The sequence below is a fragment of the Bradyrhizobium sp. SZCCT0153 genome, assembly GCF_018129995.1.
Taxonomy (GTDB): domain Bacteria; phylum Pseudomonadota; class Alphaproteobacteria; order Rhizobiales; family Xanthobacteraceae; genus Bradyrhizobium; species Bradyrhizobium japonicum_G.
The window spans coordinates 721,661-734,174 of sequence record NZ_JAFCKS010000002.1 but is presented as its reverse complement, the minus strand read 5'-3'; the positions used below and the strand labels follow the sequence as shown (position 1 = coordinate 734,174).

Sequence of the window (12,514 nt, the reverse complement as noted above, 5' to 3'; positions counted from 1 at the left end):
TCCACAACCGGGTGGGAGAATGTCGTGCGGCTGTCCGGCATCAGAACTGGCCGGGCGGCAGCTTGAAGATGTCGGGGCTCTTGGCGTCGGCCACGTAGAACAGCAGCAGGCTGGTCGGCGTCAGCACACGCTGGTTGTTCTCCTTGTTCTCGAACGTGCCCTGGAGCAGGAGGATCACCGAGCGGTCCCTGGGGTCGCTGCCGCGGAACATCACGATGCCGCCGTTGACGGGCATGTTGACCGCGATGGAGTCGGGCTTGAATCCCTCGCTGAGGAAATGGGCGCGCAGGATGTTGGCGTTGGAGAACAGCTTCTCCGGCGTCATCGCCGCGTCGGTGCCCTTCGACCAGACGACGCCGACCTGGATCAGCGATTTCGACTTGTAGCCGAACACGTAGGAGAGTTCGGCGGTGCCACCGTTCGGCAGCAGGTCGGGCGCTGAATAAAGCAGGCTGTGCGTCAATTCCGAGGCATTGTCCTGTGCCTTGACCGCGTCGGGCTTGGCGCCGAAATCCTTGGACATCGCCGCGCGCACGTCGGCCTCGTTCATGCCGAACTTGGCGGAACGGAAACCGTCGATCGCCTTGATCTTGTCGTCTGCGGCCGCTGTCTCGGCGGCGGCTGCCGACGTCGCGCCGGCGGCAGTGGGTGCAGTACCGGCTGCGGCAGCTTTCGGCGCCGGCGCGGCTTTCTGCTTCGGCACGGCGCCCTGGGCCGCAAGGGGCCCGGCTGCAACGGAGGTGAGCAGACCAACGAGGGCCGGAACGAGATAGATCTTGCGCATTGAAAACCTTCGAAACAACTTGAAACAGCGCTTCAAAAATCGGCAGCTACGAAATCGACTTCTCCGGACCGACCTCGCAACCCAAGCGGAAAATGTTGCAACGCCACAATGCGTTACAGATCGGCACGGAGCAGACAAAGCTCGAAACAGCGACTCCTTGGCCGGGACAGCAATACGGTATCGGACTGCCGAATGCTGCGAACGAACATTCATAAGCGCATTTTTTCATCAATTGTGGACACCGCCCTTTCGCGTTAAGCAACCGGCTTGGGACCGACCATCGTGCAAAGAATTCCATGACCGAACGGCCTTCCGCGCTCGCGCTCGATCGCCGCGGCTTCATACGGCTTGCAGGCACAACCGCGGCAGGCTGGATTGCGCTCGGCGCAACGTCAGATCGCATGCGCGTGGTCGCATCGCTGACGGCATTGCCGCTCGACGACGAACTGACCAGACGAAGCATGATCGACGGCCCGTCCTCCCGCCTGGGTGGCCTCATCGTCGGCTTGAGGCAGCGAGGCTGGGTCGAAGGCGTCAACTTCAGATTCGAGCTCCGCTCGACTTTCGGCGGAGCGGACAAGCTCGCGACCGCGGTCCGGGAATTGATGGAGCTCAAGCCGGACGTGATCGTGACCGGCTCGACGATCGATACCGCGGCAGTCCTGGCGGCCACCAAGACCATCCCGATCGTCTTCGCGACCGCCAACGATCCGGTCGGCAACGGCTTCGTCGAGAGCCTCGCGCATCCCGGCGGCAACGTCACAGGCTTCACCAACAGCACCGCCGAGATGGGCGGCAAATGGCTCCAGCTCATCCGGGAGGCCGTGCCGGATCTTGCGCGCGTCGGCGTCCTGTTCAACCCGGCGACCACACCTCGCGGCGGCCGCTTCTTCCTCGAATCCATCGAGCAGGAGGCCGCGACGGCCGGAGTGTCCGTGGTCCCCGCCCCCGTCAACGCGCCGACGGAGATCGACGAAACCATCGGGCGCTTTTCCGAACCGCCCAAGGCCGCGATGGTTGCGCTGGTCGACAGCTTTCTCGTAGTCAACCGGAAGGCCGTCGTGACGGCTGCGGCGAGCCATCGCGTGCCCACGATTTATCCGTTCCATTATTTCATGGATGTGGGCGGGCTGATGAGCTACGGGCCGACACTCGAAGTGCGCTCGGCCGACTACGTCGACCTGATATTGCGCGGAACCAAGGCCGGTGATCTTCCGGTGCAATCGCCGCGGAAATACGACCTCCTGATCAACCGCACGGTCGCCCGCGCTCTGGATTTGACGATTCCATTCACGCTGCTCGCGCGCGCCGACGAGATCCGCGAGTGAACGAGACGGTCGACCAGGAGCATTTGCCGACGCCTCCCGGCCGATTGTTCCGCAAATATCTCTACTCGATCGTCGCCCTCGCCTTTGCAGCACTTGCGATCAGCACCGGATTCGACGTCTGGTTCTCCTACCGCGAGCAGAAGCAACTTCTCGCGGCGACCCAGCGCGAGCAGGCCGCTTCCGCGGCCATTCAGATCGGCCAGTTCATCGGCCAGATCGAAAACCAGATCAAATGGCTCTCGCGGCTGCCGCCGGAGCTGTCCTCGAACGAAGACGAGCGTCTGAACGCCATCCGCCTCCTGCGCCTTTCGCCCGCAATCGCCGAAATTGCGGAGCTCGACTCGCAGGGCCGCGAGCAGGTGCGCGTGTCGCGCCGTGTCGCGGACAGAGTCGGCGGCAAAGCTGACCTCTCTGCCACCCCGGCCTTCCGCGGCGCCAACGAGAGCCGCACCTATTACGGGCCGGTCTACTTCTTCAGCGACACCGAACCGTTCATGACGATCGCCGCGCGCGGCGTCGGCCGCGATCCGAGCGTGATCGTCGCCGAGGTCAATCTGCGCTTCATCTGGGACCTCGTCGCCGGGATCAGGGTGGGCAATACCGGCAAGGCCTACGTGGTCGACCGCATGGGGGTCTTGATCGCGCATCCCGATTTATGGCCGGCACTGCGCAGGAGCGATCTTTCCGGCCATGCCGACGTCCGCGCCGCGCTCGATGGCGTGGGGCCGCCCTCGAACGGCCTGGTCAAGGAGGATCTGTCGGGCCAGCGCGTGCTGTCGACCTACGCAACGGTCCCCTCGCTGGGCTGGCTGGTGTTCGTCGAGCTGCCGCTCACCGAAGCCTACGCGCCGATCTATGCATCGATCGGACGCTCGACGTTTCTCCTGGTCGTCCTTCTCGCAATTGCGGTGCTGGTGTCGCTCTGGCTTAGCCGGCGCATGACCGTGCCGATCCAGATCCTGACGCAGGGCGCGCGGCGGATCGGCAGCGGCGATCTCGGCCTGCGGCTCGCGATCAAGACCGGCGACGAGCTGGAAGCGCTCGGCGACCAGTTCAACCGGATGGCCGCGCATTTGCGCGAATCCTACGCGACGCTGGAGCGCAAGGTGATCGAGCGCACCTCCGAGCTGGAGAAGACCCGCGACCAGGCTCTTGCCGAGCACGACGCCGCCGAGCGCGCGCGCAGCGCGGCGGTGGCTGCCAACGAAACCAAATCGCGCTTCCTCGCGGTCGTCAGCCACGAGTTGCGTACGCCGCTGAACGGCGTCATGGGCGTGCTGCAATTGCTCGACGACGGCGGCCTCGGCGATGCCCAGCGGCGTCACCTCGCGACTGCGGCCGCATCGGGCGAAACGCTGATCGCATTGGTCGACGCCATCCTGGAATACGCACGGCTGGAAGCCAGCGTCGAAGCGCTGGAGACGCGTGACTTCCGGCTTGACCAGCTCATCGAGACGGCCGCCGATCTGATGCGCCCGCAGGCCTTCGGCAAGGGACTGACCTTCGACCTGTCCTGCGATACGACGGTCAACACTTCCGTGCACGGCGATCCGGTGCGGCTCAACCGCATCCTGCTCAATCTGATCGGAAATGCGATCAAGTTCACCCCGCGCGGCGGGGTAGGCTTGAACGCGGCCGCCGGGCGGCATGATGACCAGATCCTGCTGCGCATCACCGTTCGCGACACCGGCATCGGCATCGCACCCGACATGCACGAGCGGATTTTCGAGGATTTCGTCCAGGCCGACGACAGCATTGCGCGGCGGTTCGGCGGCACCGGCCTCGGACTTGCGATCGCGCGCCGCCTCACCCGGCTGATGCGCGGCGAGCTGACGGTGGAGAGCACGCCGGGCGCCGGCAGCGCGTTCACGTTTGAAGTGCCGCTCGGCCACGCCGCCAGCGGCACCGCGCAAGGCGCGCCTTCGCCGCCATCGCGGCAGTGCCGCGTCCTGCTGGTCGATGACGACCCTGTTAATTGCGAGGTCGGCGAAGCCATATTGAACCGGCTCGGCCACCGTTGCGCGATCGCAACGAACGGCGCAGCCGCGGTCGCGCTCGCCGGCGACCAGACGTTCGACGTCATCCTGATGGATCTGCACATGCCCGACATGGATGGCGTGGAGGCGGCCGCGCGCATTCGGCACCTCCCGCTGCAGCCGATGCCGCGGATCATCGTCGTGACTGCCGATGTGTCGCGCGGCACCCGCGAGCGGCTCGCAGGCGCCGGGATCACCAAGGTCGTTAGCAAGCCGATCCTGATCAACGCGCTTCGCGAGGCGATCGAGGACGAGCCCGAGCATGCCGCGACCGACGCTCCGCTTGCGACCGGCGCGTTGATCGACCAGCATTTTCTCGACGACCAGAAAGAGCTGCTCGGCGCCTCACAGATTGCGAAGCTTCATGATCTGCTGGATCAGACCGGCGAAAAGCTGATCGCCGACATCACTGCGGCCGCCGCGTCCGGCGATCACAAGCAGCTCGCGCGATTGGCGCACCAGCTTGGCAGCGCGGCGAGCGCGCTCGGCCTCGTCCGCCTGTTCGAGCGTTGCCGCGACATCGAGTTGGCGGCGCCCTTGATGTCACCTCCCGAATGCCAGAGTGCCGCGCGTGAACTTGCCGCGCTTCGGCGGGCTTCGATGAATTCGTTGAACGATTTGCTTCACGGCACCGAACAGCGCTCGTTCAGTTAGCCGCAGCGGTTTTACGCGCGCCTGCCTCCTCCTCCCGGCCAAAACGTTCGACCAGGAAGTCGATGAACAGCCGTACCTTGACCGACAGATGCCGCGTCGGCGGATACACCGCATAGAGCGCAAGCGGCGGCGCGGAATAGACGTCCAGCACGGTCCGCAGCTCGCCCTTCCGCAAAGCGTCCGCGGCGATAAACTCGGGAAGCAGCGCGAGCCCCCTGCCCTTGATCGCGACGTCGCGCAGCACCTCGGCGTTGTTGACGCAGAGCGACCAGGCCGGCTGGATCCAGTGATCGCCGTCGGCGCCGGTGAGCTTCCATTGATTGCCGGTGAGCAGGAAGCCGTAGGTCAGCGAGGCGTGCTCGCGTAGATCCTGCGGATGCCTTGGCGTGCCGTGGCGCGCCAGATAATCCGGCGAGGCGCAGATCATGCGCGCCACCGGCATGATTTTTCGCGCGATCAAACTCGAAGATTCCAATTCCGCGATCCGCAGCGTCACGTCAAAGCCGTCCTGCACCGGATCGAGCAGATCGTCGCTGAGCACGATCTGGAGCTGAAGCTCCGGATAACGCGCCATGAAGTCGGCGAGCACCGGCCCGAGCCGCATGGTGCCGAACGACATCGGCGCGTTGACGCGCAACAGGCCGCGCGGCGCCAACTGGGCCTGCGTCACCGCCTGGTCGGCGGCCTCGATCTCCGAGAGGATGACGACGGCGCGCTCGAAATAGCGCTGACCATTCTCCGTCGGGCTGGCGTGCCGCGTGGTCCGGTTCAGGAGCTGGACGCCGAGGCTCTCCTCGAGGTCGGCGATGTATTTGCTGATCGCCGAGCGCGACAGCCGCAATTGCCGGCCGGCCTCGGCAAAGCTGCCGCTTTCGACCACTTTGACGAAGGCCCGGAGGCTGGCGACCTTATCCAAGGGCCGGCCTCCGCGATTGTTTCCAAATCGTAGACATAGACGTCATATTTGCATGGATTGTCTCCAAACCAAAGCGGAACGATATTTCCGGTCAGAGCAAGACGCTGCCAGAGTTTTGGAGGACGACAATGTCTGGACTGCACCATGTCACCGCGATTGCAGGCGACCCCATCAGGAATTTTGGCTTCTACACCTGGGATCTCGGCCTGCGCTTCGTCAAGAAGACGGTCAATTTCGACGATCCCGGCACCTACCACTTCTATTATGGCGACGAGACCGGCCGGCCAGGCACCATCCTGACCTTCTTCCCCTGGGCCGGCGTGCCGGCCGGGCGCCGCGGCGTCGGCGAGACCCATCAGACCGCCTTCCGCGTGCCGCAGCGCTCGCTCGGCTACTGGACGCAACGCTTCACCGAAAAGGGCATTGCTTATGAGGCGCTCGAGAAGCGCTTTGGCGAGTCCGTGCTGCCGTTCACCGATCCCGACGGCATGGCGCTCGCGCTGGTCGGCATCCCCGGTGCCGAGAACGAACCGGGCTGGAGCAATGGCGATGTGCCGGCCGAGCATGCGATCCGCGGCTTCCACGGCGTGACGCTGCTGCTCGACAGCGCGGCGAAGACGGCGGCGGTCCTCACCGACGTGTTCGGCTTCAAGGAAACGGGCCGCGAAGGTTCCGTGATCCGCTTCAAGGCCCCAGGCGATGCCGAGGGCAGCGTCGTCGACATCTACGAGGCCAAGGGCTTCTTGCGCGGGCATCAGGGCGGCGGTTCGGTGCATCACATCGCCTTCCGCGCGGCCGACGATGCCGAACAGGGCAAGATGGCGCAAAAGCTCGTGAGCAATCACGGCCTGCACCCGACCGAGCAGAGGGACCGCAACTACTTCCGCTCGATCTACTTCCGCGAGCCCGGCGGCGTGCTGTTCGAGATCGCGACTGATGTCCCCGGCTTCGCCGTCGACGAGCCCGTGGCGACGCTGGGACGTGACCTGAAGCTGCCGAGCTTCCTCGAAGCGCAACGCAAGCAGATCGAGGGCGTGCTGCCGAACCTGGAGGAGGGCGTGTCGTGACCAACACCTCATTCGTCCATCGCTTCGAGCCCGCGACCAGCGCGGGCTCCCCACCGCTGCTGCTGCTGCACGGCACCGGCGGTGACGAGAACGATCTGCTCGGGCTCGGCAAGATGATCTCGCCCGGCTCCGCCCTGCTCTCGCCGCGCGGACGCGTGCTCGAGCACGGCATGCCGCGCTTCTTCCGCCGTCTTGCCGAGGGCGTGTTCGACGAGGAAGACGTGCGCCGCCGCGCGCACGAGCTCGGCGACTTCGTCAGCGAGGCACGGCAGCGCTACGGCATCGCCGCGCCCGTCGCGGTCGGCTTCTCCAACGGCGCCAACATCGCGGCCGCGCTGTTGCTGCTAGAGCCGAACGTGCTGGCGGGCGCGATCCTGCTCCGCGCGATGGTGCCGCTGTCGGATTCGCCTAAGGCTGAACTCGGCGGCAAGCCCGTCCTGCTCCTGTCCGGACAAGGCGATCCGATCGTCCCGGCGAGCAACTCGGCACGCCTCGCGGCGCTGCTGTCGCAGGCAGGCGCCGACGTGACTCACAAGGTCCTGCCGGCACGCCATCAATTGTCGCAGGCCGATGTCACGCTCGCCCGCGACTGGATCGGCAACGTCGCCGCGGAAGCGGCTTGATCCCCAGAAGCGGCGCACCGCCATCCGCGGTGCGCCGCTTCGAAATCCTGGCCAAGCGAGCTTCCGCCGCATCTGCGCAATTGGGCACCACCCTGCCGGAAATTTCCGCTTGCCCGTTTCCGCGTCGGGCCTGGAATTGGGCAAGCCGAAGAGCTCGACCTCGCGGCTGCTGCGCTCCTTGCGCGACCGGCGCTCGCCACTTCGAACGGCCGCGCCATGCTCGCCCGCCTCACCGACGAGGACATCCGCGCACGTGTGCCCGCGACCTATCCAAAGCTGCGGCGGATGACCGGAGATCCCATCGACCAGGCCGCGGCACGCGTTCAGACGGGGACGCGATGAGCAGCGCCACCACCCCGTGCCCCAACGGCCTTGCGCTCTTTGTTCTGCCAAGCGCACTGCTGTTTGCGCTGTTCTTCTTCCTGCCGATCGGATTGATGGCGCTGATGAGCGTGCTCACCGGCAATCCGGTGGTGGCGCCGAAGGTCGCCTTCACCACGCGTCACTACGCCCGCATGTTTGATGTTCCGTTTTATCTCGAGGTGATCTGGACCACGATCCGGATCGGGCTCGTGACCACGCTGGTCGCGCTCCTGATCGGCTATCCGCTGGCACACTGGATGGCCCGCATCAGGAGCCGCACCGGGCACGCGCTGCTGCTGATGGCGGTGCTGGCGCCGATGCTGACCGGCATCGTGGTGCGCACCTTCGCCTGGATGACGCTGCTGCCCGACAAGGGCGTGATCAATCAGACGCTCATCTCGCTCGGCGTGATCAGCCAGCCGCTGAAGCTGATGTACACCGAGACCGGCATCGTGGTCGGGCTCGTCCACATCTACGTCCCCTTCATGGTGCTGACCCTGACCGGCGTGATCGGCCGCATCGACGAGCGGCTGGAGCAGGCCGCGGAAAATCTCGGCGCCAGCCCCTTGCGCGCCTTCATCGAGGTGACGCTGCCGCTCAGTCTGCCCGGCATCCTCGCCGGCTCGCTGCTCGTCTTCGCGCTCGCGATCAGCGCCTATGTCACGCCGATCCTGCTCGGCGGATTCCAGATCATGACGCTGCCGATCCTGATCTACCAGCAGATCTAGACAAAAACTGCGAAAACAACCCCATGCACAGTAGCCGGGGATAGCAAGATCAACGGCTTGTGCGGGCAGGCCACGAGGCGGAGACAGACCCCTCACCCGAGTGAGTTCATGTCTACCGGCGTCGCTGCCCTCTCCCGCAAGGGAGAGGCGCAGCAACGGGCATTCCTGCTGTTTGACACGTCGGGCAAAACAGAGGTATATTGCTAATATTCCGAAATCTTGCGGTCTTCTCTCCCTTCTCCCCTTGTGGGTGAAGGTGGCGCGAAGCGCCGGATGAGGCGTCTCTATCCGCGGACAAAGCTGCTCAAGAATGAGAGAGGGTCATACGCGGAGACATACCCCTCACCCAAGTGAGTCCGCATCGACGAGCGGAACTGCCCTCTCCCACAAGGGGAGAGGGCACAATAACGGGCCGTGCGCGCTCGAACGATGAGGGTGCTTCCGCGCCCCCTACTCCCAGGCCCACGCCGAGAAATCGTTCTCGAACTGCGGGACTTCCTTCCAGACGCCCTTCAGCTTCTTGTTGATGACGGTGGGCCATTGCGGCTGGAACAGGTAGGCGGAGACGGCGTCGGTGGCCAGCATACGCTGGGCTTCGCCGAGCAGCTTGGCGCGGGCCGTTTGGTCCGGCGTCGACACGATCTGCTTGTAGAGCGCGTTGAACGCCGCGTTGTTGTAGCCGAGATAATAGTCCGGCTCGGTGATCTTGACGAGGTCGAACGGCTCGACATGGCTGACGATGGTGAGGTCGAAATTGTGCGGACCGTTGCCGGCGAACACCTGCGACAGCCACTGCGCCCATTCGACGTTCTCGATCTTGGCGATGATGCCGACCTTGGCGAGCTGGGCCGCGACGATCTCGCCGCCCTGCCGCGCATAGGGCGGTGGCGGCAGCTTGAGCGACAATTCGAGCGGCGTGGCGACGCCGGCTTCAGTGAGCAGCTTCTTGGCCTTTTCAGGATCGTAGGGATTGATGCCGGTGGTGTCGACATAGCCCAGCGATCCCGGCGTGTAGAAACTGCCGATCGGCGTGCCGAGCCCCTCGACCGCGCCGTCGATCAATGCCTTGCGGTCAATCGCAGCGAGGATGGCGCGGCGAACGCGGACGTCATCGAGCGGCTTCTTCCGATGATTGATCGCGACGATGGTCTTGGCCTTGGAGCCGCCGATCAGCACCGTGAAGCGCGGGTCGCTTTTGAACTGAGCAACGACGCGAGTCGCGATGCGCGGAAATGCATCCACGTCTCCCGACAGCAGCGCCGCAGCCTGGGCGGCCGGATCGGAGATGAAGCGGATCGTCACCTTCGAGAGCTTGATCGCGGATGCGTTGCGGTAGTCCGCCCATTTGGTCAGCGTGATCGAGGAACCCTTGGCCCAGGCGCCGAGCTGATAGGGCCCGGTTCCGACCGGCTGCGTGATATTGGTGGCTGCGCTCTTCGGCTCGACGATCGAGGCACTCGCCTGTCCCATCAGGAACGGCAGGTTCGGCTCGGAATTCTTCAGGGTGATCACGACCGTATCGGCATCGGGCGCGGCAACGGACTCGAAGCTCTGGAACAGGCTCTTGTCCTTGTTGGTGCTGGTCGGCGCCGCATTGCGCTCGAACGAGAACTTCACCGCGGCGGAGTCGAACGGCTCGCCATTGTGGAATTTGACGCCCTTGCGCAGCTTGAAGGTGTAGGTCTTCAGGTCAGGCGAAGCGGTCCAGCTTTCCGCCAGCAGGGGCGAAGTGGAGCCGTCCTCGTTGATCTTGGTCAGGGTCTCGTAGATGTTGTAGAGCGTGACTTCGGCGATCGCCGCGGCGGCCGCGTTGGTGGGATCGAGCCCCGGCGGCTCCAGCGTCATGCCCATGACGACGCTGTCCTTCTTGCTTTGCGCCAGCACCGGCAGCGGCGCCGCGACAAACGCGGCAATGAGTGCGACGATGGATAGTTTCCTGAACATGCGTAACTCCCCTGCCTTCTCTAGTCCCAGTCTACGCCAATCCCGCGCCCGAGACTAACCCTCCGCGGCCGCTGGCGGCAACGCCATCACTGCCTCCGCCTTGTGGCAGGCGGCGAGATGGGCTTCCCCGACCTTGCGTAGCTCAGGCAGAACCTCGCGGCAATGCTGGTCGGCGAGCCCGCAGCGCGCGACGTAAGGGCATCCGGCAGCGGTCGCCGATTGCGAGGCGATCGCCTGGGCCCCGCGCCGGCGCCGGCCGCCCGCGGGACGCGCCCGCGGCACGGCGTCGAGCAGCGCCCGCGTATAGGGATGGGCGCCGCGCTCGAACAGGTCCTCGGGACGGCCCTGCTCGACGATGCGGCCGAGATACATCACCGCGACCTCGTCGCAGAGATAGTCGACGACGGCGAGGTCGTGGCTGATCAGGACGTAACTCAGGCCGAACTGCTCCTGGAGATCTTGCATCAGGTTCAGGACCTGGGCCTGCACGGAGACGTCGAGCGCGGAGACCGGCTCGTCGGCGACGATCAGCTTGGGCTGGGTGATCAGCGCGCGCGCAATGGCGATGCGCTGGCGCTGGCCGCCGGAGAATTCGTGCGGGTATTTGTCCATGTCGGCATCGCGCAAGCCGACCTGCCGCAGCACCGCGGCGACGCGTTCCCGGAACGTAGTGCGGTCGGCGCCGTCCAGCACGGTGAGCGGCTCGGCGACGATGCGGGCGATGGTCTGGCGCGGATCGAGCGAGCCGTAGGGATCCTGGAACACCATCTGGAAATCGCGCCGGGCGCGGCGCAGCTCATCGGCGGAGATGCGGTTGAGGTCCTGGCCGAGCAGCGCGACCTGGCCGGATGTCGGCCGCTCCAGCGCCATCACCACCCGCGCGAAGGTGGACTTGCCCGAGCCGGACTCGCCGACGATGCCGAGGCTCTTGCCGGCGGCCAGCTGCACGCTGACGCCGTTGAGCGCGCGCACCTGTCCGGGCGGCTGGAACAGGCTCTCGCGCGGCAGCTTGTAGCGTTGCTCCAGATCCTTCACGTCGAGAAGAGGCGCGGTGCTCATGCGGACAGCGCTCCGACATTTTCGGCCATGGAGACGTCCGTCCGGATGCAGCGCACGGAGTGGCCGGGGCCGACGTCCACCATCGGCGGCAGCGCGGTGCGACACGGCTCGATCACGAGCGGACACCGATCGGCGAAGGTGCAGCCGGACGGCAGATCCGCGAGTTCCGGCACCGTGCCCGAGATGGTCGTCAGCCGCGTGCCCTTGCGCGCGCCGAGCTTCGGCCGGGCGCGGAACAGGCCCTGCGTGTAGGGATGGCCCATCCGCCGGAACACCTCATCGGTCGGCCCGCTCTCGACGACGGCGCCGCCATACATCACCATCATGCGCTGCACGTTCTCGGCGATGACGCCGAGATCGTGCGAGATCAGGATCATCGACATGCCGCGCTCCTCGACGAGATCGGCGATGAGGTCGAGGATCTGGCCCTGGATGGTGACGTCGAGCGCGGTGGTCGGCTCGTCCGCGATCAGAAGATCGGGCTCGCAGGCGAGCGCCATCGCGATGGTGACGCGCTGGCGCTGGCCGCCCGAGAACTGGTGCGGATAGGCATCGACGCGCCTCGCCGGGTCGGGCAGCCCGACGCGGTCGAGCAAGGCGATCGTCTCCTTGCGCGCCTGGGCCGCCGAGTATTTCTTGTGACGCCGCAGCGGTTCGGCGACCTGGTGGCCGATCGTGTGCATCGGATTGAGCGCGGTCATCGGCTCCTGGAAGATCATGCTGATGCGGTTGCCGCGCAAGCTGCAGTAATCCGCATCCGGAAGCCCGGCGAGCTCGCTGCCGTCAAGCCTGATGCTGCCGGTGACGACGGCGCTGTCCGGCAGCAGTCCCATCAGCGACAGCGCAGTGACCGACTTGCCACAGCCGGATTCGCCGACGAGCCCGAGCGTCTCGCCGCGCTTCAGCGCGAAGCTGACGCCGCGCACGGCCTGCGCCGGCCCGCGGCTGGTGTTGAGGCGCACACCGAGGTTATCGACCTCGATCAGCGGCATGGTCGAGCGCTCGCCCATCG

At 65.7% G+C, this 12,514-nt stretch carries 11 protein-coding genes; 6 read left to right on the top strand and 5 right to left on the bottom strand.

All coding sequences use genetic code 11. From position 1 onward, the window contains the following. Positions 1-40: 40 nt before the first annotated feature. Positions 41-784 carry a hypothetical protein gene (locus tag JQ572_RS11180; protein ID WP_211383054.1) on the bottom strand — a complete coding sequence of 248 codons (744 nt, stop codon included), beginning with the start codon at positions 782-784 and terminating at the stop codon, positions 41-43. A 296-nt stretch (positions 785-1,080) separates the two neighbouring features. On the opposite strand from JQ572_RS11180, the gene JQ572_RS11175 reads away from it, so the two are divergent. Together JQ572_RS11175 and JQ572_RS11170 are read left to right on the top strand one after the other, a co-directional pair. Beyond that, positions 1,081-2,112 (top strand): ABC transporter substrate-binding protein, encoded by a 1,032-nt coding sequence (locus JQ572_RS11175; protein WP_211383053.1) that lies wholly within the window; start codon positions 1,081-1,083, stop codon positions 2,110-2,112. Further along, positions 2,109-4,802, top strand: coding sequence for a hybrid sensor histidine kinase/response regulator (locus tag JQ572_RS11170; RefSeq protein ID WP_211383052.1), 2,694 nt, complete (start codon positions 2,109-2,111; stop codon positions 4,800-4,802). Before JQ572_RS11175 ends, JQ572_RS11170 begins: the two co-directional genes overlap by 4 nt. On the opposite strand, the gene JQ572_RS11165 is transcribed toward JQ572_RS11170, so the two are convergent. After that, positions 4,795-5,718 carry a LysR family transcriptional regulator gene (locus tag JQ572_RS11165; protein ID WP_211383051.1) on the bottom strand — a complete coding sequence of 308 codons (924 nt, stop codon included), beginning with the start codon at positions 5,716-5,718 and terminating at the stop codon, positions 4,795-4,797. The genes JQ572_RS11170 and JQ572_RS11165 overlap by 8 nt on opposite strands. Positions 5,719-5,846: 128 nt before the next feature. On the opposite strand from JQ572_RS11165, the gene JQ572_RS11160 reads away from it, so the two are divergent. The 4 genes from JQ572_RS11160 to JQ572_RS11145 all read left to right on the top strand — a co-directional run bounded on the left by JQ572_RS11160 (position 5,847) and on the right by JQ572_RS11145 (position 8,499). Further along, a complete protein-coding gene (locus JQ572_RS11160; protein WP_211383050.1) occupies positions 5,847-6,785 on the top strand; it encodes a ring-cleaving dioxygenase in 939 nt (312 codons plus the stop codon). Next, positions 6,782-7,408, top strand: coding sequence for an alpha/beta hydrolase (locus tag JQ572_RS11155; protein ID WP_211383049.1), 627 nt, complete (start codon positions 6,782-6,784; stop codon positions 7,406-7,408). Before JQ572_RS11160 ends, JQ572_RS11155 begins: the two co-directional genes overlap by 4 nt. A 216-nt stretch (positions 7,409-7,624) precedes the next feature. Continuing rightward, a complete protein-coding gene (locus tag JQ572_RS35330; RefSeq protein WP_256806291.1) occupies positions 7,625-7,750 on the top strand; it encodes a hypothetical protein in 126 nt (41 codons plus the stop codon). Further along, a complete protein-coding gene (locus JQ572_RS11145; protein ID WP_249128953.1) occupies positions 7,747-8,499 on the top strand; it encodes an ABC transporter permease in 753 nt (250 codons plus the stop codon). Before JQ572_RS35330 ends, JQ572_RS11145 begins: the two co-directional genes overlap by 4 nt. A 450-nt stretch (positions 8,500-8,949) precedes the next feature. Here JQ572_RS11145 and JQ572_RS11140 read toward each other — a convergent pair whose 3' ends face one another. Genes JQ572_RS11140 through JQ572_RS11130 form a run of 3 tightly spaced genes read right to left on the bottom strand, consistent with a single transcriptional unit; the run spans position 8,950 to position 12,512 of the window. Then, entirely contained in the window at positions 8,950-10,443 is a 1,494-nt protein-coding gene (locus JQ572_RS11140) for an ABC transporter substrate-binding protein (RefSeq protein ID WP_211383048.1), read from the bottom strand. A 54-nt stretch (positions 10,444-10,497) separates the two neighbouring features. Beyond that, positions 10,498-11,502: an ABC transporter ATP-binding protein gene (locus JQ572_RS11135; RefSeq protein ID WP_211383047.1), complete on the bottom strand. Its 1,005-nt coding sequence runs from the start codon at positions 11,500-11,502 to the stop codon at positions 10,498-10,500. Next, positions 11,499-12,512, bottom strand: a complete 1,014-nt coding sequence (locus tag JQ572_RS11130) for an ABC transporter ATP-binding protein (protein ID WP_211383046.1) — start codon at positions 12,510-12,512, stop codon at positions 11,499-11,501. The genes JQ572_RS11135 and JQ572_RS11130 overlap by 4 nt, the downstream gene beginning before the upstream one ends. Positions 12,513-12,514 lie beyond the last annotated feature (2 nt).